This window comes from Amycolatopsis mongoliensis (assembly GCF_030285665.1).
Classification (GTDB): Bacteria; Actinomycetota; Actinomycetes; order Mycobacteriales; family Pseudonocardiaceae; genus Amycolatopsis; species Amycolatopsis mongoliensis.
The window spans coordinates 5,228,954-5,251,303 of the sequence record NZ_CP127295.1 but is presented as its reverse complement, the minus strand read 5'-3'; the positions used below and the strand labels follow the sequence as shown (position 1 = coordinate 5,251,303).

22 protein-coding genes are annotated in these 22,350 nt (G+C 71.7%); 8 read left to right on the top strand and 14 right to left on the bottom strand.

Annotation, left to right across the window (positions count from 1 at the left end):
* Positions 1–9: 9 nt before the first annotated feature.
* The 3 genes from QRX60_RS25630 to QRX60_RS25620 form a co-directional block, all read right to left on the bottom strand.
* A complete protein-coding gene (locus QRX60_RS25630) occupies positions 10–1,026 on the bottom strand; it encodes an esterase-like activity of phytase family protein (protein WP_286003318.1) in 1,017 nt (338 codons plus the stop codon).
* Between the two features lie 72 nt (positions 1,027–1,098).
* Positions 1,099–2,547 (bottom strand): GTPase HflX, encoded by a 1,449-nt coding sequence (hflX, locus tag QRX60_RS25625; RefSeq protein WP_286003317.1) that lies wholly within the window; start codon positions 2,545–2,547, stop codon positions 1,099–1,101.
* 42 nt (positions 2,548–2,589) lie between these two features.
* Positions 2,590–3,093 (bottom strand): ArsR/SmtB family transcription factor, encoded by a 504-nt coding sequence (locus QRX60_RS25620; RefSeq protein WP_286003316.1) that lies wholly within the window; start codon positions 3,091–3,093, stop codon positions 2,590–2,592.
* Positions 3,094–3,156: 63 nt separating this feature from the next.
* On the opposite strand from QRX60_RS25620, the gene QRX60_RS25615 reads away from it, so the two are divergent.
* Both QRX60_RS25615 and valS read left to right on the top strand, forming a co-directional pair.
* Positions 3,157–4,413: an MFS transporter gene (locus QRX60_RS25615; protein ID WP_286003315.1), complete on the top strand. Its 1,257-nt coding sequence runs from the start codon at positions 3,157–3,159 to the stop codon at positions 4,411–4,413.
* A 9-nt stretch (positions 4,414–4,422) separates the two neighbouring features.
* Positions 4,423–6,954 carry a valine--tRNA ligase gene (gene valS / locus QRX60_RS25610; protein WP_286003314.1) on the top strand — a complete coding sequence of 844 codons (2,532 nt, stop codon included), beginning with the start codon at positions 4,423–4,425 and terminating at the stop codon, positions 6,952–6,954.
* Positions 6,955–7,023: 69 nt separating this feature from the next.
* Here valS and dapF read toward each other — a convergent pair whose 3' ends face one another.
* Entirely contained in the window at positions 7,024–7,851 is an 828-nt protein-coding gene (dapF, locus tag QRX60_RS25605) for a diaminopimelate epimerase (protein ID WP_286003313.1), read from the bottom strand.
* 10 nt (positions 7,852–7,861) lie between these two features.
* On the bottom strand, positions 7,862–8,788 hold the full coding sequence (gene miaA / locus QRX60_RS25600; RefSeq protein WP_286003312.1) for a tRNA (adenosine(37)-N6)-dimethylallyltransferase MiaA: 927 nt from the start codon (positions 8,786–8,788) through the stop codon (positions 7,862–7,864).
* 218 nt (positions 8,789–9,006) lie between these two features.
* Here miaA and QRX60_RS25595 point away from each other — a divergent pair, with 218 nt between their 5' ends.
* The gene (locus tag QRX60_RS25595; RefSeq protein WP_286003311.1) at positions 9,007–10,320 is read left to right on the top strand and encodes a DUF349 domain-containing protein; all 1,314 of its coding nucleotides are present in this window, start codon (positions 9,007–9,009) and stop codon (positions 10,318–10,320) included.
* Positions 10,321–10,499: 179 nt separating this feature from the next.
* The gene (locus QRX60_RS25590; protein ID WP_286003310.1) at positions 10,500–10,931 is read left to right on the top strand and encodes a hypothetical protein; all 432 of its coding nucleotides are present in this window, start codon (positions 10,500–10,502) and stop codon (positions 10,929–10,931) included.
* On the opposite strand, the gene QRX60_RS25585 is transcribed toward QRX60_RS25590, so the two are convergent.
* The 3 genes from QRX60_RS25585 to QRX60_RS25575 are packed head-to-tail and all read right to left on the bottom strand — an operon-like array spanning position 10,928 to position 14,016.
* A complete protein-coding gene (locus QRX60_RS25585; RefSeq protein ID WP_286003309.1) occupies positions 10,928–11,401 on the bottom strand; it encodes an Rv2732c family membrane protein in 474 nt (157 codons plus the stop codon). The two genes, QRX60_RS25590 and QRX60_RS25585, sit on opposite strands and share 4 nt — an antisense overlap.
* Positions 11,398–12,891 carry a tRNA (N6-isopentenyl adenosine(37)-C2)-methylthiotransferase MiaB gene (gene miaB, locus QRX60_RS25580; protein ID WP_286003308.1) on the bottom strand — a complete coding sequence of 498 codons (1,494 nt, stop codon included), beginning with the start codon at positions 12,889–12,891 and terminating at the stop codon, positions 11,398–11,400. Before miaB ends, QRX60_RS25585 begins: the two co-directional genes overlap by 4 nt.
* 30 nt (positions 12,892–12,921) lie before the next feature.
* Positions 12,922–14,016: an FAD-dependent oxidoreductase gene (locus tag QRX60_RS25575; protein WP_286003307.1), complete on the bottom strand. Its 1,095-nt coding sequence runs from the start codon at positions 14,014–14,016 to the stop codon at positions 12,922–12,924.
* Positions 14,017–14,098: 82 nt separating this feature from the next.
* Here QRX60_RS25575 and QRX60_RS25570 point away from each other — a divergent pair, with 82 nt between their 5' ends.
* Positions 14,099–14,755 carry a TetR/AcrR family transcriptional regulator gene (locus QRX60_RS25570; protein WP_286003306.1) on the top strand — a complete coding sequence of 219 codons (657 nt, stop codon included), beginning with the start codon at positions 14,099–14,101 and terminating at the stop codon, positions 14,753–14,755.
* 45 nt (positions 14,756–14,800) lie between these two features.
* Here the strand turns inward: QRX60_RS25570 and QRX60_RS51455 are convergent, their stop codons facing one another.
* From QRX60_RS51455 to QRX60_RS25555, 4 genes are all read right to left on the bottom strand, one after another.
* Complete coding sequence (locus QRX60_RS51455; protein ID WP_332845843.1) at positions 14,801–15,019, bottom strand: hypothetical protein; 219 nt, start codon at positions 15,017–15,019, stop codon at positions 14,801–14,803.
* 36 nt (positions 15,020–15,055) lie between these two features.
* Complete coding sequence (locus tag QRX60_RS25565) at positions 15,056–15,460, bottom strand: discoidin domain-containing protein (RefSeq protein ID WP_332845842.1); 405 nt, start codon at positions 15,458–15,460, stop codon at positions 15,056–15,058.
* A 114-nt stretch (positions 15,461–15,574) separates the two neighbouring features.
* Positions 15,575–15,976: a group I truncated hemoglobin gene (locus QRX60_RS25560; protein ID WP_286003305.1), complete on the bottom strand. Its 402-nt coding sequence runs from the start codon at positions 15,974–15,976 to the stop codon at positions 15,575–15,577.
* A 71-nt stretch (positions 15,977–16,047) separates the two neighbouring features.
* Entirely contained in the window at positions 16,048–17,253 is a 1,206-nt protein-coding gene (locus tag QRX60_RS25555) for an NAD(P)/FAD-dependent oxidoreductase (RefSeq protein WP_286003304.1), read from the bottom strand.
* A gap of 83 nt (positions 17,254–17,336) precedes the next feature.
* Here QRX60_RS25555 and QRX60_RS25550 point away from each other — a divergent pair, with 83 nt between their 5' ends.
* The gene (locus tag QRX60_RS25550) at positions 17,337–18,263 is read left to right on the top strand and encodes a TAXI family TRAP transporter solute-binding subunit (protein WP_286003303.1); all 927 of its coding nucleotides are present in this window, start codon (positions 17,337–17,339) and stop codon (positions 18,261–18,263) included.
* Here QRX60_RS25550 and QRX60_RS25545 read toward each other — a convergent pair.
* On the bottom strand, positions 18,260–19,657 hold the full coding sequence (locus QRX60_RS25545; protein ID WP_286003302.1) for a sensor histidine kinase: 1,398 nt from the start codon (positions 19,655–19,657) through the stop codon (positions 18,260–18,262). The genes QRX60_RS25550 and QRX60_RS25545 overlap by 4 nt on opposite strands.
* 4 nt (positions 19,658–19,661) lie before the next feature.
* Positions 19,662–20,336, bottom strand: a complete 675-nt coding sequence (locus QRX60_RS25540) for a response regulator transcription factor (protein ID WP_286003694.1) — start codon at positions 20,334–20,336, stop codon at positions 19,662–19,664.
* Positions 20,337–20,622: 286 nt separating this feature from the next.
* Between QRX60_RS25540 and QRX60_RS25535 the strand changes: the two genes are divergently transcribed.
* Both QRX60_RS25535 and QRX60_RS25530 read left to right on the top strand, forming a co-directional pair.
* Positions 20,623–21,351, top strand: coding sequence for an amino acid ABC transporter ATP-binding protein (locus QRX60_RS25535; protein ID WP_286003693.1), 729 nt, complete (start codon positions 20,623–20,625; stop codon positions 21,349–21,351).
* 57 nt (positions 21,352–21,408) lie between these two features.
* On the top strand, positions 21,409–22,335 hold the full coding sequence (locus tag QRX60_RS25530) for a glutamate ABC transporter substrate-binding protein (protein ID WP_286003301.1): 927 nt from the start codon (positions 21,409–21,411) through the stop codon (positions 22,333–22,335).
* The last annotated feature ends 15 nt before the right edge of the window (positions 22,336–22,350 follow it).

The window sequence follows — 22,350 nt, the reverse complement described above, 5'->3', positions numbered from 1 at the left end:
CGATCTCCCTCAGCCGCGGCGGCGGCGCAGCCTGCTGAACCCGAACCAGCCCAACCCGACCACCGCCACCGCGATCCCCGCCGCCGGCAGGAACGGCACTCCCCCGCCGTCCGACGACCCGCTGCCGTTCGCGCTCGAAGCGGGCTTTCCGTCCGCCGAAGCCGAAGCCGACTGCGCCGCCAATGCGGCCGCGCCCTTCACCGCGCGGAGCGGCTCGCCGACCCCTTCGCTCCCCGAAAGCAACGTCCCGTCGGGGTCGAACGCGATCGCCTCGCCCTGCTTCTCCCCCGGCAACGGGATCCGGACCGGGGTGCGCTGCAGCGCCGCCGGCACATCTCCGTCCGGCGCCGCATACACGTAAGCGTCGGTGTAGGTCCGCAACGCCACGACGCTTCCGTCGGCCGAAGACGCGCCGCCCGTCACCAGCACCGAGCCGATCGACCCGACCGGGCCGCCCGGGGTGTCGGTCTCCGAAATCTTCACCGTGCCGACCTTCTCCAGGTTGGTCGGCCCGGGACTGGCCAGCGGCCCCGAGGGCCGGTACACGCGGGCTTCGCCGAGGATGTCCTTGGTGATCAGGTACGGCGTCCCCGCCTTGTCCATGATCAGCGCTTCGGTGTCGTGCTGGCCGTCCGGGTACGTGAGCCGGTGCAGCGTCACCTTCCCCGCCGGGCTCATCTCCAGCAGGGCGACCGTCAGCCGGCCCTTCTTGTTGTCCCCGGTGTCGGACAGCCACAGCGTTCCGTCGGGAGTCCGGGCCAGGTCTTCGACGTCGAACGGGTCCGTCTTGTCGGTCAGGACCTTCTGGACCTTGCAGTCCCGCCCCAGGACGAACACCTGGACCTTCGAGCCGCCGTCGTTGATCGCGTAGAGCTTCGAACCGTCGGAAACCAGGCCGGACAGCTCGCCGATCCGCGAGTCCTTCACCGTGCACAACGGCTCCGGAGCGGCCGGAGCCGCGGACGCCGGAACCGGCCCGCCGAGCACGCCCAAGAACACCGCCGCCGACGCGACCACCCAGCGCACCCAGCCACCTCCGAGTAAATCCCAGCGTGCGATCCCCGTGGACCGCACGCTGGGAATCTACTCGGAGACGTCTCAGGCCCTGGTCGAGTTGGTCTCGTACTCCCGCAAAGCTGCCGCGAAGTCCGGGCGGACCCGCGCCAGCAGGCGTGTGCCGTCCTCGACGTGCTCCTCTTCGAGCACCTCGCCCTCCGCGTGCGCCCGCGCGACGAGCTCGCCGCGCGTGTAGGGCACGAGGACCTCGACCGTGACCTCCGGCCGCGGCAGGCGGTCGGCGATCACCTCGACGAGCTCCGCGATGCCCGCCCCGGTCCGCGCCGACACCGGCACCGAGCCGGCCAGCGCGTGCCGCAGCCGGGCGAGGCTGACCTCGTCGGACGCGTCGATCTTGTTGATCACCAGCAGCTCCGGCGGGAGCGGCTCCTTGCGCTTGCGCGTGATCTCGCCGAGCACCTCGCGCACGGCGCTGACCTGCTCTTCCGGCGCCGGGTCGGACCCGTCGACCACGTGCACCAGCAGGTCCGCGTCCGCGGCCTCTTCCAGCGTCGAGCGGAACGCGTCCACCAGCTGGTGCGGCAGGTGCCGCACGAACCCGACGGTGTCGGTCAGCGTGTAGCCGCGCCCGTCCGCGGTCTGCGCGCGCCGCGTGGTCGGGTCGAGGGTGGCGAACAGCGCGTCCTCCACCAGCACCCCGGCCCCGGTCAGCGCGTTGAGCAGGCTCGACTTGCCGGCGTTGGTGTAGCCGACGATCGCCACGCTGGGCACCTCGTTGGCCAGCCGCCGCCCGCGCTTGGTCTCGCGGATGGTGTCCATCGCGGCGATCTCCCGGCGCAGCTTCGCCACGCGCTTGTTGATCCGCCGCCGGTCGGTCTCGAGCTTGGTCTCACCGGGACCACGCAGGCCCACGCCGCCGTTGGCGCCACCCGCACGGCCACCGGCCTGCCGGGACAGCGACGCACCCCACCCGCGCAGCCGCGGGATCAGGTACTGCAGCTGGGCCAGCTCGACCTGCGCCTTGCCCTCCTTGGACCGGGCGTGCTGGGCGAAGATGTCGAGGATCAGGGCGGTCCGGTCGATGACCTTGACCTTGACCTTCTCCTCGAGCTGCCGCAGCTGGCCCGGCGAGAGCTCGCCGTCGCAGATCACGGTGTCGGCGCCGGTGGACCCGACGATGTCGCGCACTTCCCGCACCTTGCCCGAGCCGATGTAAGTGGCCGGGTCCGGCTTGGTCCGCCGCTGGATGAGACCTTCGAGGACTTCCGAGCCCGCGGTCTCGGCCAGGCGCGCCAGCTCGGCCAGCGACGCCTCGGACTGCAGGGCGGTGCCCTCGGTCCACACGCCGACCAGCACGACGCGTTCGAGCCGCAGTTGCCGGTACTCGACCTCGGTGACGTCGTCGAGCTCGGTGGACAGCCCCGCGACCCGGCGGAGCGACGCCCGGTCCTCGAGCTCCATTTCGCCTGTCGACAGGTCTCCGTCGTACAGGTCGTCGTCGTGGCCTTCGGTGTGTGTCAGTTCTGTCATCGTGCCTCCATGGTCCCACGATTCGCCGCGGGAACCGAACTTTTACGTGCTGGGATAGGTGGCGAGGTAGATTGCGGTGCGTTCGGCACCGGGACGGCGCGGGCGCGCGCGGAACTCCTCGAGCAGGGCGTTGAGCCGCGTTTCCAGCTCCGCTCGCTCCTCGGGGGCCACCTGGACGACCAGGCGCGACTGGTGCACGCCCTCGAATCCGGTTTCGGCGATCTCGGCCAGATAGGCCTCGAGCACCGCCTGTTCCACGTCCTTGTCACCGCATGAGTCGAGTGTCCACGACAGTCCCGTCGAAAGATACGGAATTTCCTTGGCGCCCCGGGCTCCGCGGCGCGGCGGCTGCGCGGCGAGGAAGCCGGTCTCGACGAGCCTGCGCACGTGGTGCAATGTCGTCGCCGGGTCCCGCCCGAGCCGCTCGGCGAGCTCCTTGTTCGTGAGTGCCTCCGCATAGGTCAACCGGATGATGCGCAGCCGTATTCCGGAGGCCAGCGCGGCGGCCTCGGCTTCGGTGGCGATACGTCGTCTCTCGGGCGGCACGGCGCACAGCTTAGAGCGAACAGTGATTGACACTTTCCAATCACTCGCGCCAGACTCCGCGGCATGCCCAGGGGGTCATCACTGTTCTTCCACGCCGACTTCAGGCGCCTGTGGGCCGGCGACACGGCCAGCCAGTTCGGCACGTTCGTCGGCAACACCGCCGTCCCGCTGCTGGCGGCGGTGACGCTGGCCGCGACGCCGTTCGAGATGGGCCTGCTCACCGCGGCCGAGACGCTCGCGTTCCTGCTGCTCGGCTTGCCCGCGGGGGTCTGGGTCGACCGGCTGAGCCGCCGCCGGGTCATGCTCACCGCCGACTTCACCCGCTTCGCGCTGCTGCTGAGCGTGCCGGTCTGCTGGTGGGCCGGCGTGCTGACGCTCGCCCAGCTCCTGGTGGTCGTCCTGCTCGTGGGCATCGCGACGCTCTTCTTCGACATCGCCTACCAGTCGTACCTGCCTTCGCTCGTCGGCCGGGAGCACCTGCTGGAGGGCAACGCGAAGCTGCAGGCCGTCCAGTCGACGGCGCAGATCGCCGGGCCGGGCGCCGCCGGCGTGCTGGTCCAGCTGATCAGCGCCGCCAACACCGTGCTCGTCACCGGCCTCGGCTATCTGACGTCGGCGCTGTTCCTGCTGCGCATCCGCGCGAGAGAACCCGAGCCGGACCGCGGCGCCCACGCCCGGCTGCTCCCGCAGATCGCCGAAGGGCTGCGGTTCGTCTTCTCCGACAAACCGCTGCGGGCGATCGTGGGCACGACGGGTACGGCGAACTTCTTCGGCGGCGCCTTCACCGCCGTGTACGTGCTGTTCCTGACGCGGACCGTCGGGCTGGCGCCGGCCGCGGTCGGCGTGCTGCTGGCGGTCGGCGGCGCCGGCGGCATCCTCGGCGCGGTCTGCTCGGGCGCGATCACCCGGCGGATCGGCCAGGCACGGGCGATCTGGCTGGTCCCGCTGTGCGCGTTGCCCGGCCACCTGCTGCTCCCGTTCGCCGCGCCGGGCTGGCGGCTCGGGCTCGCCGGGTTCGGCGCGGCCGTCGGCTGGTTCGGCATCATCATCTACAACATCGCGGCGGTCTCCTACCGCCAGGCGATCTGCCCGGACCGGCTGCTCGGCCGGATGAACGCCAGCGTGCGGTTCGTCGTCTGGGGCGTGATCCCCCTCGGCGGGCTGCTGGGCGGCGCGCTCGGCGAAGGGCTCGGGCTGCGCGGCGCGCTGTGGGTCGCGGTCACCGGCGAGGCCGCCGCGGTGCTGTGGGTGGTCTGCTCACCGCTGCGGCACATGCGCGATCTGCCGACCGCGGCGAAAAGCGGTACTCCCGCCGCCTAGAGTTGCTTCATGAATACTCCGTACGAGCGCCCGCGAGTCCCGGACAAGGTCGGTGTCGACGGTCTGGAGGCCAAGTGGGTACCCGTATGGGAATCCGCCGGCGCCTACCGCTTCGACCGCACGAAGACCCGCGACGAGATCTACTCGATCGACACTCCCCCGCCGACGGTCAGCGGGTCACTGCACATCGGGCACGTGTTCTCCTACACCCACACCGACGTCCTCGCGCGGTTCAAGCGGATGCGCGGGCTCGAGGTGTTCTACCCGATGGGCTGGGACGACAACGGCCTGCCGACCGAACGCCGGGTGCAGAACCACTTCGGCGTCCGCTGCGAGCCTTCGCTGCCCTACGACCCGGACTTCAGGCCGCCGGAGAAGCCGGGCAAGGACGTCGTGGCGATCTCGCGGCGGAACTTCGTCGAGCTGTGCGAAACCCTGACCGAGACCGACGAGCAGGTCTTCGAGCAGCTGTGGCGGCGGCTCGGGCTGTCGGTCGACTGGACGATGACCTACCAGACGATCGGGCGCGAGTCCCGGCTGATCTCGCAGCGCGCGTTCCTGCGCAACCTCGCCCGCGGCGAGGCGTACCAGGCCGAAGCGCCGACGCTCTGGGACGTCAGCTTCCGCACGGCGGTGGCGCAGGCCGAGCTGGAGGACCGCGAACGCCCGGGAGCGTTCCACGACCTGGCTTTCACCGGTCCCGACGGCTCCGACGTGGTGATCGCGACGACCAGGCCGGAGCTGCTGCCCGCGTGCGTCGCGCTGGTCGCGCACCCGGACGACGAACGCTTCAAGCCGCTGTTCGGGAAGTCCGTGCGGACGCCGGTGTTCGGCGTCGAGGTGCCCGTGGTGGCGCACCACCTGGCGGATCCGGAGAAGGGCCGCGGCATCGCGATGGTCTGCACCTTCGGCGACACCACCGACGTGACGTGGTGGCGCGAGCTGCGCCTGGCGACGCGGGTGGTGCTGGGCCGCGACGGCCGGTTCCTGCCCGACGCGCCCCACGGCGTCCCGGCGGAGGCCTACGCGCCGCTGGTGGGCAAGACCGTCCACACGGGACGCGAGATCATGGTCCGCCTGCTGCGCGATTCCGGTGCCCTGCACGGGGATCCGCGGCCGATCACGCATTCGGTGAAGTTCTACGAAAAGGGCGACAAGCCCCTGGAAATCGTCGCGAGCCGGCAGTGGTACCTGCGCAACGGCGGGAACGACGACGCGTTCCGGGCTCGCATGCTGGCCCGCGGCGAAGAGCTGACCTGGGTGCCGAAGCACATGAAGGTGCGCTACTCGTCGTGGGTCGAGAACCTGGCCGGTGACTGGCTGGTCAGCCGCCAGCGGTTCTTCGGCGTGCCGATCCCGCTGTGGTACCGGCTCGATTCGAGTGGCGAGCCCGACTACGACGCGCGGCTGCTGCCCGACGACAGCGCCTTGCCGGTCGACCCGAGCAGCGACGTCCCGCCGGGCTTCACCGAGGACCAGCGCGGCGTCCCGGGCGGGTTCGTCGCCGAGGCCGACGTGATGGACACGTGGGCGACGTCGTCGCTCACGCCGCAGATCGTCGGCCGGTGGAGCCTCGACGACGACCTGTTCGCGCGGGTGTTCCCGATGGACCTGCGGCCGCAGGCGCACGAGATCATCCGCACCTGGCTGTTCTCGACGGCGGTGCGCGCGGAGTTGGAGCACGGCGTGCTGCCGTGGCGGGAGACGTCGATCGCGGGCTGGGTGCTCGACCCGGACCGCAAGAAGATGTCGAAGTCCAAGGGCAACGTGACGACGCCGGTGGACATGCTGGAGCGCTTCGGCTCGGACGCGGTCCGCTACTGGGCGGCGAGCGCGCGCCCCGGTGTCGACACGGCGGTGGACGAAGGCCAGATGAAGGTCGGCCGCCGCCTGGCGACCAAGCTGCTCAACGCGAGCCGGTTCGTGCTCGGCCTCGGCGTGCCGTCGTCTTCCGCGGTGGCGGTCGAACCGCTGGACCGGGCGCTGCTGGCCGCGCTTTCGGACGTCGTTTCCCAGGCCACGGCGGCGTTGGAGGCGCTGGACTACGCGCGGGCCCTGCAGGTGACCGAGACGTTCTTCTGGACGTTCTGCGACGACTACGTCGAGCTGGTGAAGGGCCGCGCGTACGGCGACAGCGGTCCAGAGGGAGCTTCGTCGGCCCAGGCGGCGCTGGTGGCCACGTTGTCGGCGGTGCTGCGGCTGTTCGCGCCGTTCCTGCCGTTCGCGACCGAAGAGGTCTGGTCGTGGTGGCAGGAGGGCTCGGTGCACCGGGCCCCGTGGCCCACGGTCGAGGCCACCGACGGCGACCCGGAGCTCCTGCCCTTGGCGGGCGAGGTGATCGCGGCGGTGCGCCGGGCGAAGACCGAGGCGAAGGTGTCGATGCGGACGGCGGTGGAGACGCTGTCGGTGACCGGCCCGGCCGACGTTCTCGCGCGCTTCGCGGACATCGAGCACGACATCCGGACCGCGGGCGCGATCGCGGACGTCAAGACGAGCGAAGGCGACTTCACGATCGAAGTGAGGGTCGGGGCCCCGGCCTAGCGCCCCAATGTGGCGTTCGGTGCGTCTGGCGCACCGAACGCCACATCGGGTGCGTGAGAAAGCCGGGGGTCAGGAACCGGCGGCGGCCCACCAGGCTTCGTCGATTTCGCCGCGCGCCACGATCTCCGCGGGACCCGACAGCGTCGAATCGCCGCGGGACACCGTCACCTCGACCCGGCCGCCCGGGATGTCCACTGTGGACGCTCCGGTGTCCGTGCCCGCCAGGTGGAGCGCCGCGGCCACCGCGGCCACCGTGCCCGTGCCGCACGCCCGGGTCTCCCCCACGCCGCGCTCGTGCACGCGCATCCGCAGCCCGCCTTCACCGAGGCGGTTGACGAACTCGAAGTTGACCCCGTGCGGGAAGACGTCGTGGTCGAAGTCGGGCTGGTCGCGCAGGTCCAGGTCCGCGACGTCGTCGTCGATCAGCGACACCAGGTGCGGGTTGCCGACGTTCACCGCCACGCCCGAAAACGGCCGGCCGGCCACCACCGTCACCGACGTGCCGGTGATCGTCGCCGGGCCCATCCGGACGGTCACCGAGCGGTCCGGGTGCACCACCACCGGGCGGTCGCCGGCGCGGGTGCCGACGACGAACTCGCCTTCGGCCGCCAGGCCCGAATCGACCAGGTAGCGGGCGAAGACGCGGGTGCCGTTGCCGCACATCTCGGCGATCGACCCGTCGGCGTTGCGGTAGTCCATGAACCACTCGCCCTCGGACGGCACGTCGAGCGCGGCGGCGCGGACGACGCGCAGCACGCCGTCGGCCCCGAGGCCGCGGTGGCGGTCGCACAGCGCGGCGACCCTCGCCTCGGTCAGCTCGAGGCGGCCCGCCGCGTCGGGGAGCAGCACGAAGTCGTTTTGCGTGCCATGCCCCTTGAGGAACTCGATTCCGCCCATAGGGGCAAGATTACCGGCCCAGGGTATCCAGGACGCGTGCGGCCAGCCCGGTCTCCGCGCCGTCGAACCAGTGGATCCGCTTGTCCCGCCGGAACCAGGACCGTTGCTTCCGGACGAAGCGCCGCGTGGCCTGCGCCGTCGCCGCGGCGGCCGCCTCGAAGTCGCCTTCGCCGTCGAGCTCGGCGAGCACCTGCTGATAGCCGAGCGCGCGCGACGCCGTCTTCCCCTCGCGCAGGCCGTCCTTCACGAGCCCGCGGACCTCGTCGACCAGCCCGGCCTCGAACATCCGCCGGACGCGCTCGTTCACGCGCTCGTCGAGCCCCCCGGGCTCCCGGTCGACGCCGATCACGACGGTCCCGTAGCGAGCCGGGCCGGGCTTGGGCAGGTTCGCCGAGAACGGCTCGCCGGTGATCTCGATGACCTCGAGGGCGCGCACGATCCGGCGCGTGTTGGTCGGCAGGATCGCGGCCGCGGCGGCCGGGTCCCGTTCCCCCAGCCGGGTGTACAACGCGGGGGTGCCGAGCGAGACCGCCTCCGCGTCCAGCCGGGCGCGCACGGCCGGGTCGGTGCCCGGGAACCGCAGGTCGTCGAGCACGGCCTGGACGTAGAGGCCGGATCCGCCGGCCAGCACCGGCACCTTGCCCGCGGCCAGGAGCCGCTCGATCTCGGCGCGCGCGTCGCGCTGGTAGGCCGCGACGGATGCCGTCTCGGTCACGTCCAGCACGTCGAGCAGGTGGTGCGGGACGCCGCGGCGCTCGGCCTCGGTGGCCTTGGCGGTGCCGATGTCCATCCCCCGGTAGAGCTGCAGCGCGTCGGCGTTGACGACCTCGCCGCCCAGCTCCAGCGCCAGCTCCACGGCCAGCGCGGTCTTGCCGGTGGCCGTCGGCCCGACCACCGCCACGGGACGGGTCTCGGGCGGCGCGGCGGGGCTGGTCACGGCGGCTGACGATACCGGCGGGCCGCCACGGAGCGTCCACCGGAAGTAGGATCACGAGCTTCGAGTGGCCCATCCAGTACCACGGTGCGCGCTGAGCTGCTTGAATGCCGCGTGGGGCCGTAGCATCCGAGCACGGCCCGTGACGACCGCACTACCCGGCCCCGCTTCCGCGGCGGGGCGCCCGCGCGAGCGGGCGTACAGGCGATAAGGAGCCTGCGATGGCCCAGGAGAACACTTCCACCGGTACCCCGGCCCCGCACCCGGTGCCGCACGCGCTGCACGCCGGGCACGCCGCCCCGCCCGTGCCCCTCGCCGAGCCCACCCCGTCCACCTGGGGCCGCATCGATGACGAAGGCACCGTCTACGTCATCACCGCCGAGGGGGAACGCGCGGTCGGCGTCTGGCAGGCGGGCAGCCCCGACGAGGGCCTGGTGCACTACGCCCGCCGCTTCGACGACGTGCGCACCGAGGTCGAGCTGCTGGAGACCCGGCTGGCCTCCGGGGCCGGCGACCCGAAGCACGCGCTGTCGAGCGCCACCCAGATCCGGGACGGGCTGGCCGAGGCCGCCCTGGTCGGCGACCTGGCCGCGCTCGCCGCGCGGCTGGAGTACGTCATCGGGCACGCCGAGAAGGCGCTGGCCAGCGCCAAGCAGGAGCGCGAGGTGGCCCGCGCGGCCGCCGTCGCCCGGAAGCAGGAGCTGGCCGAAGAGGCCGAGAAGATCGCCGCCGACTCCACCCAGTGGAAGGCGGCGGGCGACCGGCTGCGCGCGATCCTCGACGAGTGGAAGACGGTCAAGGGCGTCGACCGCAAGACCGACGACGAGCTGTGGAAGCGGTTCTCGAAGGCCCGGGAGGGGTTCAACCGGCGGCGCGGGTCGCACTTCGCGGAGCTCGACAAGCAGCGCGCCTCGGCCAAGCAGCGCAAGGAAGAGCTCATCGCCGAGGCTGAGGCCATCAGCGAGTCCGAGGACTGGGGCGAGACCGCGGGCCGCTACAAGGACCTGATGACCGAGTGGAAGGCCGCCGGCCGCGCGCCCAAGGACAGCGACGAGGCGCTGTGGCAGCGGTTCCGCGCGGCGCAGGACAAGTTCTTCGCCCGCCGGTCCGCGGTGTTCTCCGAGCGCGACGCGGAGTTCACGCAGAACGCGACCCGCAAGGAAGAGCTGCTGGTCGAGGCCGAGAAGATCGACGCGGGCGCGAACCTGGAAGCCGCGAAGAACGCGCTGCGCAAGATCCAGGAGCAGTGGGACGAGATCGGCAAGGTCCCGCGCGAGCGGATCCGCGAGCTCGACGGCCGGCTGAAGGCCGTCCAGGACGCGGTCAAGTCCGCCGAAGACAGCCGCTGGCGCCGCACCGACCCGGAGGCGCAGGCCCGGGCCGCGCAGTTCCGCGAGCGCGTCGAGCAGTTCGAGTCCCAGGCGGCCAAGGCCCGCGCGGCGGGCGACGAGCGTCGCGCGAAGAAGGCCGACGAGCAGGCCGCGCAGTGGCGCGAGTGGCTCCAGGCCGCGGAGGCCGCGGTCGCCGACCGCTGAGTCCACGGCAAGTCCGTGAATGGCCCATTGACGGCCTTGAAGTCCGTCAATGGGCCATTCACGGCTTCGGGCCGGGTCTGGTAAGCGGACGGTTAACGCGTCACCCGAAGCGGTCTGACGCGCTCCCCGGCCGGGGGTCTCCGGGCGCTTTCGGCGGCCGGTGGTGCTCCACTTCGATCATGAGCAAGACATCGAACCTCGTGTCCGCACTGGTCATCGCCTGCACCGTCGCGCTCGCCGCCCCGGCCGTCGCGTCGGCGGCCACCGGCCCCGCCCCCGCCGCGGTCCAGGGCCACAAGAAGCACAAGGCCAAGGTCGAGGCCAAGGCCGACAAGACCCGCGTCAAGGTCGGCGAAGAGACGAAGATCAAGGGTTCGTTCGCCGACCTGGGCGGCCAGGAGAGCGTCTCCGGCGGCGAGCCGGTGATCGTGCAGCAGCTGCAGGCCGGCGTCTGGGTCAACCTCAGCACCGGCACCTGCCGGCCGAACGGGAACTTCGTGTTCAGCCTCAGCTTCAGCCTGCGCGCCACCTTGAGCCTGCGCGTCTACCACCCGGAGACCGACCTCTACGTCAGCGCGGTCTCCAGCGTGTTCAGCGTCGTGGTGATCTAAGAGCGCGAGAACGCGGTCCGCATCCACGACACCGCGAGGCAGATCATCGCGATCCAGGCGATGATCAGGCCGAAGCCGGGTCCGCCGCCCGCGGCTCCGCTGGCGTGCGACGACTGCTGCGACCAGATGGCCAGCAGCCCGTCCACCGAGGCGAACCAGCCGCCGGCGGCGCACACCCAGGCCAGCCACCACCGGCGCGTCACCAGCGCCAGCGCCGAGGCGAGGATGCCGACGCCGGTCGACGTCGCCGCGAACAGCTGCGGGATGCCGCCGCCCTCGCCGGCCAGCACCTGCCAGCCCGCGTGCTCGCCGACCCACGGCAGGACCAGGCAGATCAGCAGCACGAACGAGAACACGGCGATGGTGAACCCGCGGCGGCCCAGCTCCACCGTGCGCGACGCGCGGTCACCCACCTCGTCGATTTCGGCGGCCAGCTCGGCCAGCTCGCCGTTGCCCTTGGACTCCGTCACAGCGCACACCCGCTCACCGGCTCCGGCCGGGCGGCCGGGGCACCGAAGCCCGGCAAGCCCAGCGTGACGCCGCTCGTCTTCGGCCGGAGCCCCGCCTCCGCGTTGTCGCCGGCGCGCGTCCGCCGGTGGGACAGCAGGTCGCCGTCGGCGACCAGGTGGTGCGGGGCACCGTAGGTCACGACCGTCTCGACGACGTCGCCCGGGCGGACCGCCCGGTCGACCTGGGAACCGGCCGGCGTGAAGTGCACCAGGCGGCCGTCGCGGGCGCGGCCGCTCATCCGGTGCGTCTCGGCGTCCTTGCGGCCCTCGCCCGCGGCGACGAGCAGCTCGACCCGGCGCCCGATGATCTTCTTGTTCTCTTCCCAGGAGATCGCGTTCTGCAGCTCGACCAGGCGTTCGTAGCGCTCCTGCACGACGGCCTTGGGCAGCTGATCCGGCATCGTCGCGGCCGGCGTACCGGGGCGGATCGAGTACTGGAAGGTGAAGGCGCTGGAGAAGCGGGCCTGCTCGACGACGTCCAGGGTCGCCTGGAAGTCCTCCTCGGTCTCGCCGGGGAAGCCGACGATGATGTCGGTGGTGATGGCCGCGTCCGGCATCGCCGCGCGGACCTCGTCGAGGATCTTCAGGAAGCGCGCCGAGCGATAGGACCGCTTCATCTCGCGCAGCACCCGGTCGGACCCGGACTGCAGAGGCATGTGCAGCTGGTGGCAGACGTTCGGCGTCTCGGCCATCGCTTCGATGACGTCGGAGGTGAACGCGGCCGGGTGCGGCGAGGTGAAGCGCACCCGTTCCAGGCCGTCGATGGTGCCGGTCGCCCGCAGCAGCTTCCCGAAGGCCAGCCGGTCGCCGAACTCGACGCCGTAGGAGTTCACGTTCTGGCCGAGCAGTGTGACCTCGAGCACGCCCTCGGCGACGAGCGCCTCGACCTCGGCGAGGATCTCGCCGGGCCGCCGGTCGCGTTCCTTGCCGCGCAGGGCGGGGACGATGCAGAAGGTGCAGGTGTTGTTGCACCCGACCGAAACGGACACCCAGCTCGCGTAGGAGGACTCGCGGCGCGCGGGCAGCGTCGAGGGGAAGGTCTCGAGCGATTCGAGGATCTCGACCTCGGCCTCGGCGTTGTGCCGGGCGCGCTCCAGCAGCGTCGGCAGCGACCCGATGTTGTGGGTGCCGAAGACGACGTCGACCCACGGGGCCCGCTTGACGATCTCCCCGCGGTCCTTCTGCGCGAGGCACCCCCCGACGGCGATCTGCAGGTCGGGGTTGGCGACCTTGTCCGGACGCAGGTGCCCGAGGGTGCCGTAGAGCTTGTTGTCCGCGTTCTCCCGGACGGCGCAGGTGTTGAACACGATCAAGTCGGGCTTCGCCCCGTCTTCGACGGGGGTGTACCCGGCGTCCTCGAGCTGCCCGGCGAGCCGCTCGGAGTCGTGCACGTTCATCTGGCAGCCGAAGGTACGGATCTGGTACGCCCTGGGTGCCTGGTTCTCGGTCATCACCGATCAGGGTAGACCTGCTCCCACCTGCTACTCGGCCCCGGTCAGCAGGGCGGCCATGCTGCGGGGTGCGTCATCGCCGAACATGACCGCGTAGATGTCCTCGTCGTCCGCTTCCGCGGCCGCGCGCTCGAACATCGCCTCTTCGTACTCCGCGAGCGCCGTCTCCACGTCGTCCGGGTGCGCCGTCAGCGCTTGGCCGAGCTCGGCGCCGTCCAGCATCGCCAGGTTGGCTCCTTCGCCGTTCGGGGGCATCAAGTGGGCCGCGTCGCCGAGGAGGGTCACTCCCGGCACGCGGTCCCAGCGGTGCCCGGCCGGCAGCGTGAAGAGGCGCCGCACGACCGGCGGCACGTCGCTGTCGGTGATCAGCGCGGTCAGCTCGGGAGCCCAGCCGGCGAACTCCTCGATGACCCGCACGGGATCGGTGCCGTCGAGCCAGTCCGATGGCTTCCGCAGCTGCGTGTACGCGTGCAGTGTTCCGCCACTTTCGCGGTGTGCCAGGATTCCCTTGCCCGGCGCCAGCGCGAACAGCGACCCGGCGCCGACCACCTTCGCGGCCGCGGGATGACGGGTGTCTGCGTCGAACAGGAATGTCTCGACGACCGTGAAGCCGACGTACGAAGGACGCGCGTCGGAGAGCACGGGACGCACTCGCGACCACGCGCCGTCCGCGCCGACGAGCAGGCTCGTGACGACGTTCGTGCCGTCGGCCAGGCTCACCTCGTGGCACCCTGAGCCGAGCGCCCGCACGCCGGTGACCTTGCGACCCCACTGAACGCTGCCGTGCGGCAGCGAGTCCAGCAGCAGCCGCCGCAGCTCGCCGCGCTGGACTTCGGGGCGCTCGCCCGTTCCGTCGTCGGGCCGGTCGGCCAGCACGGTTCCGTTCCGGTCGACGACCCGGTAGGACTCGCGGCCCGGCAGGACCAGCTCGCGGAACCCCTCGATCAGGCCGGCCGCCTCGAGCGCCGGCTGACCGTTCCACGGGTGGATGTCGAGCATCCCGCCCTGGCGGCGCGCGGCCGGTGAAGGCTCCGCCTCGTAGACCGTGACCGGGATGCCGCGCCGGTGCAGGACGCGGGCCAGCACCAGGCCGCCGAGGCCCGCTCCGATGATCGTGACGGTCATCGTTCCTCCCAAGATTGGATCGTCGATCCACTCAAGCTAGCACAACTTTGGATCGGCGATCCAAACGTGCGATGATGCGGTCATGACGAAGAGGCGCACCGACGGGCTCTCCAAGGAGCTGATCGTCAAGGCCGCGAAAGAGCTCCTCGACGACGGCGGCGAAACCGCGCTGACCTTCCGGGCGCTCACCACCCACCTGACCACCGGCTACGGCGCGATCTACCACCACGTGGCGAACAAGAGCGACCTGCTCGCGGCGGCCACCGACGACGTCATCGCGAGCGTCATGACCGGCGTCGTCGTCGACGCGGAGCCGCGGGAAGCGCTGCGCACCGTCGCACTGGGCCTCTTCGACGCGATCGACGCGCACCCCTGGGTCGGCGCGCAGCTCTCGCGGGAGCCATGGCGCCCCGCGCTGCTGGCGGTCTACGAGCGCATCGGCGGCCTGCTCGACGCGCTCGGCGTGCCCGAGCGAGCGCTCTTCGACGCCGCGGGCGCGCTCGTGAACTACGTCCTCGGCGTCGCCGGGCAGAACGCCGCGAACGCCCGGGTCCTGACCCTCGGCGAGGCGGACCGATCGGCCTTCCTGGCCAAGGTCGCCGCGCAGTGGGCGGACCTCGACCCGGAGCGATATCCGTTCGTGCACAAGGCGTCGGCGCAGCTGCGCGAGCACGACGACCGCGACCAGTTCCTCGCCGGCGTCGACATCTTCCTGGCCGGGATCGCCACCCTCCGCTAGGCGATGGCCGCGTTACGCCCGACACCCGGAACTGGTCGAGGCGAACTACGCCGGCATGTCGAGGTAGGGCTGCTCGGCGATCGAGTGGGTCTGGCCGCCGAAGTTCCAGTACACCTGGCTGTCCGGGTACCTGCCGTTGGTCCGGTTGAGCACCTTCACGGTGAGCACGTTCCGCGCGGCCGGGATGCCGGCCGTGTCACCCCAGAACGAGTCGGGCGGGACCCCCGCGCCGGGCGGCGTGGTCCCGCCGCCGGTGCCGAACACCTGCAGCTCCCACGGCGAGACGCCGTACGAGGTGGCTCACGCGGTCGTGGAGAGGCGCACGTACCGGCCCGATCCGGTCACGTTCAGCGTCTGCGTGCCACCGGTCCCGGTCGTGGTCTGGTACACAGTGGACCATGTGGAACCGTTGTCGGACAACTGGATCTGGTAAGCCGTGACATAGGCGGCTTCCCGGCGCAGCACGACCTGGCTGACCGTCGCCGGCCCGCCGAGGTCGACCTGGATCCACTGTGGATCGCTGAACTGCGAGGACCAGCGGGTGCCGGTGGTGCCGTCCACCGCGGCGGACGCGGGGGTTCCGGCGTTCTCCACGGAGGACGCCGTGACGGGCTTTCCTTGCGAGATGAGACTGTCCGCCGCGGTCGCCGACGGCGCGGCGAAACCGAGCACGGCGACCGCGAGGGCGGCCGCGAGCGTCGCCAAGCGGGTATCGGGTCCGCGGCGAAGGCGCCGCGGCAGGGCGCTCGAGGGACGATCGAAAAAAGGTTCATACCACCGGCCGGGCCGTGTCACCCTTGGCACTTCCCGGCCGTGGACTCACGCACCTCCCGGCTGCCCCGGCGCGACGATGTCCGCGGACAACGGCGCGACGGCCCCGATGATCGCCTGCGTGGTCTCTTCGGGCACACCCGCGGCGAGCAAGGAGTCCGCGAGGTACTTCGCCACGAGGTCGAAGTGGTGCCGGCCGATGCCGCGGCCCCGGTGCACGTCCTTCATCGACCGGCCGCGGTATTCGTCGGGACCGCCGAGCGCGGCGGCGAAGAAGGCGACCTGCATGCCTTTCAGCCGCGGCATGCCGGTCCCCTCGAAGAACGCCGCCAGTTCGGCGTCGGCCAGTACGCGCTCGTAGAAGTCGTCGACCACGGCGACGAGGGCTTCCTCGCCGCCGATCCGCTCGTAGATGGTCGTCATGATCACCGTCCCGGTCGTGGTGGACACCGTGGTGATCAGCGAACTGCGAGGAGGTTTCCGCCGCGTAAGATCGCGAGCAACGCTCCGTTAGATGATTCTCACGCCACCAGGTCGGCCAGCACCGCGGCCGCCGCCCGCTGACCCGACACGAGGGCGCCCTGCACCGACGGCGTGTCGCGGTGATCGCCGCAGACGTACCGCCCGGGACCGACCCGGACCGGACGCCGCAGCGGCGCGCCGGGGCCGAACACCGGCAGCGCCTTCGGGATCGCGTACGTCCGCAGCAGCTCCCACCCCCGCGTGTCGGTGTCGTGGATCCGCGCCAGCCGCTGCCGCACCCGGGGCTCCAGACCGGGATCGGCGCGGTCGGGCACCGAAGCGGTGATCAACGCCGATCCGGGCGGGGCGTAACCCGGCGCCACCTCGCTGAGCACAGCCGTGGTGAGCAGCAGCTCGTCGAGGCCGTCGACCAGCAGCGTCGGGGACCGCAGCGGGGACGCGCCGGCGCGGTAGTAGAAGGTCGTCACCGCGTGCCAGGCCGGGGCCTCGACGCCGGGCAGCAGCCGGGCGGCCGTGTCGCCGTCGGTCGCCACCACCACGGCTCGCGCACGGATGTCTTCGCCGTCGCGCGTGCGGACGCCGTCCTCGGTGATCGCGTCGACCTCGACGCCCGTGCGGACCGGCAGCCCGGCGGCCAGTTGCCGGGGCAGGGCCTGCATGCCCTCGGCCGGCAACACGCCCCCGCCGCGCAGGAAGCTGCGCCAGATCAGGTGGAACAGCCGGCCCGACGTCGCCAGCTCCCGGTCGAGGAACACCCCGGCGAGGAACGGCCGCAGCACCTCCTCGACCGTGGACCGCGTCAGCCCCCAGCGGCGCAACTCCTCGGCGGTGCTGCGCCCGGTGTCGGCGCGGTCGGCTTTCAGCACGTCCCGGGCCGCGAGCACCGCCATCCGCGCGCCGTCGGCGGGCCGGCCCGCGAGGAACCCGGCCGCGCCGCGCACCGCGGGCAGGCCGTGCCACGGTCCGGCGAGCCACCGGCGTCCCGAGCCGGTCATCGCGATCGTGCCGCGCGTGAACGGCCGCGGCCGCAACGCGCCGACGTCGGCCAGCCGCCGCAACGCCGGGTACGCGGGCAGCAGCACCTGGAACCCGCGGTCGAAGCGGAACCCGTCGGCGACGTCGGTACGCACCCGGCCGCCGACGTCGTCGCCCGCCTCCAGCACCGTGACCTCCGCCCCGGCCCCGCACAGCCGCCGCGCCGCGCTCAACCCCGCCAGCCCGCCACCCACGACCACGACGTCCATGCCGTTCTCCCTCCGTCCCCGGAGGGAGTGCCCGGATCGCCCGCGACCAACCACCGGGCCACCGGATCTGGCACGATCGGGCCGTGGCCAGGACGCGGCGGGGGCGAGTGCTCGCGATGGCGGCCGCCCTGCTCCTGGTGCTCGCCTCCTGCAGTTCCGGCTTCGGCGATCTCAAGCTGCGGATCGCCGCAGGCAACCCCGGCGGGGTCTACGACAAGCTCGCCCAGACCCTCGCCAACGCGTGGGCCGCGGGCCTGGACATCGACCGGCCCACCGTGCTGCAGACCCAGGGCTCGCCCGACAACCTCGACCGGGTGCTCGCCGGCCACGCCGACGTCGCGTTCGTCGCGGCCGACGTCGCCGCCGACCGGTACAAGAACGACCCGCGGCTGGCCACCCTCGCCCGGATCCACGACGACTACCTGCACATCGTCGTGCGCACCGACTCCGACATCCGGACCGTCGCCCAGCTGCGGGGCCACCGGATCGCCATCGGCTCGCCGTCCTCGGGCGTCGAGTACATCGCCACCCGGCTGCTGGAGGCGACCGGGCTCACCGGGTCGGTCAAGACCAGCGCCCGCGGGCTCGACGACTCGATCAACGCGCTGCTGAACGGCGACATCGACGCGTTCTTCTGGTCCGGCGGCCTGCCGACGCCCAGCCTGGTCAAGGACAACGACAAGCAGTCCCTGCGCCTGCTCGACATCGCCGACGTGATGCCGAAGATGCAGGAGCTCAACCAGGTCTACGGCACCGCGTCCATCCCGGCCAGCACCTACAACCAGCCGGGCCCGGTGACCACGCTGGTGGTGCCGAACTTCCTGGTCGTCCCGAAGTCGATGAGCGACGACGTCGCCGAGGCGCTGGTCAGCGGCCTGTTCGACGCCCGCCAGCAGCTCGCCATGGCCAACCCGGCGGCGCTGTCGATCGACGTCCACCCGGGCATCGAGACCCAGCCGATCCCGCTGCACCCCGGCGCGCTGCGCTACTACCGGGCGAAGAAGACCTAGGCGGCCGGGAACGTCATCGCGATCCGCAGGCCGCCGCCCTCGGGCAGGTCCAGCGTCAGCTCGCCGTCGGAGTGCGCGGTCAGCTCGCTGACGATCGCCAGGCCGAGACCCGAACCCGGCACGTTCTGGTGCGCCGGGCTGCGCCAGAACCGGTCCAGCGCGCGGTCGAGCTCTTCGGGCGGCAGCCCCGGCCCGTGGTCGCGCACCGACAGGCGCACCCGGTCGCCGTCGCGCTCGACGGCGACCCGGATCTCGGTGCCGGCCGCGGTGAACTTCAGCGCGTTGTCGAGCAGCGCGTCCAGGATCGTTTCGGCGCCGCGCGGCGGCATGCGCACCCGGGCACCGTCGCCCGCGGCGTCGACGACCAGCCGCACGTCCCGGGCCTCGCCGACCACCGACCAGTCGGCGACCCGCTCCGCGACGACGTCGTCCAGCACCACCGGGTCCAGCTCGCCGCCGGACGCCTCGGCGCGGGCCATCGAAAGCAGGCCGTCCAGGATCTGGTGCAGCCGCCCGGCGTCGACGCGCGCGGCTTCGAGGTCGGCGGCCGCCGGCTCGTCGTCGACGTGGCCCTCGAGGTTCCCGAGCCGGATCTTCAGCGCGGTCAGCGGGTTGCGCAGCTGGTGCGAGGCGTCCGCGACGAACGCGCGCTGCGCGGCCAGCGCGCCCGACACGCTCTCGGCCATCCGGTCGAAGGAGCGGCCGAGCTGCCGCAGCTCCGGTGGCCCGCCGCCCTCCCCCACCGGCTCGGCCTCCCGCCCGCTGACCACCGAGGCCACCAGCGCGCCGGTCGCGTCGTCGAGCCGCTTCACCGGTTTCAGGATCCACCGGACCACCGGGATCGCCACGGCCAGCGCCAGCACGAAGGCGAGGATCCCGCCCGCGGCGAGCAGCAGCCACCACCACAGCACGGCGGCGCGCTCGGAGTCGGTGGCGGACACGGTGAGCACCGCCCCGCGCACCTCCCCGTCGGCGAGCACCGGTTCGGCGAGCACCAGCGGCGTCGAATCCCACGGCATCAGCACGCCGGCCGGCTGCGACCGGCGGCCGGCCAGCGCCTCGTGGACGGGATCGCTGATCCGCTCGTCCTTGAGGTCGATCCGCGCGGCGGCGGGGCCGAGCGCGGTGACGACCGGTTTGCCGTCCTGGTCGACGACGACCACCTGGACGCCGTACACCTCGGTGTAGCGGCGCACGTCGGGCTCGATCAGGTACGGCTTGTTGTCCAGCAGCGGGCGCTGTGCCAGCGACGCGAACCGGGCGGTGTCGGTCAGCCGGTCGAGGAACAGGTCCTGCTGCGCGCCGGCGGCGATCGAGATGGCCAGCGGGATGCCCAGGCCGAACACCAGCAGCGCGACCAGGGTGAGCACGATGCCCTGCAGCCGGACGCGCACGCCGTCAGCTCCGGGCGGTCTGGCCGCCGAGCCGGTAGCCGACCCCGCGCACCGTCTCGATGAGCGCCGGGCGGCCCAGCTTCGTCCGCAGCGTCGCGACGTGGACGTCGAGCGACCGGCTCTCCGCGGGCCCCCGGTGCCCCCACACCTCGGTGAGCACGTGCTCGCGCGAACACACCGCGCCGCGCGCGCCCGCCACGAGGGCGAGCACCTGGAACTCCTTGCGGGACAACGCGATCGCGCGCCCGTCGACCAGCACCTCGTGCCGGGCCAGGTCGACGCTGACGTCCCCGGCCTTGATGACGACCGGCTCGGCGACCGCGTGCTCCGGGCGCCGCCGGCGCACCGCCTCGACCCGGGCGAGCAGCTCCTCGACGTCGTAGGGCTTGACCAGGTAGTCGTCGGCGCCCGCGCGCAGGCCCCGGATCCGGTCGTCGACCTCGCCGCGGGCCGACACCACGATGATCGCGACGTCGCTGACCGCGCGGATCTGGGTGCACAGGGTCACGCCGTCGATGTCCGGCAGGCCGAGGTCCAGGAGGATGACGTCGACCTCGTGCACCCGCTCGAGCACGCCGGCGCCGGTCGCGAGCCGGGCGATCGCCAGGCCACGGCGGGCCAGCGCCGGGATGAGCGCACCCGCGACCCGGTCGTCGTCCTCCACCAGCAGCACCCGCACCCGTCCGCCTCCCATGGTGACCTGCTCCACCGGCCGGTAGCGCCGAACTCTAGGACCTCACGACGCCGGGCGCACGAGCCACCCGGACGGTCACGCTCGGTGACCGCCCGGGCGCCGCCACCCCGATACCCCCAAAATGGACATCGATACGCAGTTGAAACCCTAAGTATTGCTCAAGCGGCCTTGCGGGCCGGTGCAGCAACGGTAGGTTCTCGCCATCGCGTGGTGACCCACGCCGCATTCGAACGACCCTGGAGGCCAGATGACCGCGGACGTGGCGGCGCCGATGATCAAGGCGTCCGCCGTGAACAAGTACTTCGGCGACCTGCACGTGCTCAGGGAGATCACGCTCGAGGTACCTCGCGGCCAGGTCGTGGTGGTGTTGGGGCCCTCGGGGTCGGGCAAGTCGACCCTGTGCCGGGCGATCAACCGGCTCGAGCCGATCAACTCGGGCGAGATCGCCGTCGACGGCATCCCGCTGCCCGCGGAGGGCAAGGCCCTGGCGGCGCTGCGGGCCGACGTCGGCATGGTGTTCCAGTCGTTCAACCTGTTCGCGCACAAGACGATCGTCGAGAACGTCATGCTCGCGCCGGTGAAGGTCCGCAAGACCTCGACGGCCGAAGCCCGCAAGACGGCGATGGAGCTGCTGGAACGCGTCGGCATCGCCAACCAGGCCGACAAGTACCCGGCGCAGCTGTCGGGTGGCCAGCAGCAGCGCGTCGCGATCGCGCGTGCGCTGGCGATGCGGCCCAAGGTCATGCTGTTCGACGAGCCGACCTCGGCGCTGGACCCGGAGATGGTCCAGGAGGTCCTCGACGTCATGACCGGCCTGGCCAAGGACGGCATGACGATGCTGGTCGTCACCCACGAGATGGGCTTCGCCCGCCGGGCAGCCGATCGGGTGATCTTCATGGCCGACGGCGAGATCGTCGAGGACACGACGCCGGAAGAGTTCTTCACCGCGCCGAAGAGCGAGCGCGCGAAGGACTTCCTCGGCAAGATCCTTACCCACTGAGAGAACGTTCCGCGACGCCGTTCGCGTCACGGGTGACGACACACAGGAGAGATTCACATGAGGATCCGCACCCTCGCGGTGGGACTGCTCGTCGGTGGCCTGACGATGACCACCATGACCGCCTGCGGCAAGGAAGGCACGCCGGCCACGCCGGGCTCGGGTGACCAGAGCGGCTCGAACGCCGCGGCCGCGCTGACCTACCCGGTCGCGACCGGCGTCGACCTGGCCGGTTCCCCGGTGTTCGCGAAGATGAAGTCGGCGGGCGCGCTGACCGTCGGCGCCAAGGACGACCAGCCCGGCCTGGGCCAGAAGGACCCGACGACCGGCAAGTTCGGCGGCTTCGACATCGAGATCGCGAAGCTCGTCTCGGCCGGCCTCGGCTTCGACCCGGAGAAGATCACCTTCCGCACGGTCGACTCCGGCGCCCGCGAGCAGACGATCGCGAACGGCGACGTGAACTACTACGTCGGCACCTACTCGATCACCGACAAGCGCAAGGCGCTGGTCTCCTTCGCCGGGCCGTACTTCATCGCCGGCCAGGACCTCCTGGTGCGCAAGGACGACACGTCGATCACCGGCAAGGACACCCTCAAGGGCAAGAAGGTCTGCTCGGTCACCGGTTCGACCCCGATCCAGAAGGTCCGCTCGGAGAACCTGACCGAGCCCGGCAACATCGTCGAGTTCCAGAAGTACTCGCAGTGCGTCGAGAAGCTGCTGTCGAAGGACGTCGACGCCGTCACGACCGACGACGCGATCCTCAAGGGCTACGCGGCCCAGGACCCGGACAACCTCAAGGTCGTCGGCCAGACCTTCTCCACGGAGAAGTACGGCATCGGCCTGAACAAGGACGACAAGGTCCTGCGCGACAAGGTCAACGAGATCCTGCAGAAGGCGCTGGACGACGGCACCTGGCAGAAGATCTACGACGCGACCCTCGGCAAGTCGGGCTCGCAGGCCAAGAAGCCGACCCTCGAAAAGTACTGACGTGACACGAGGCCG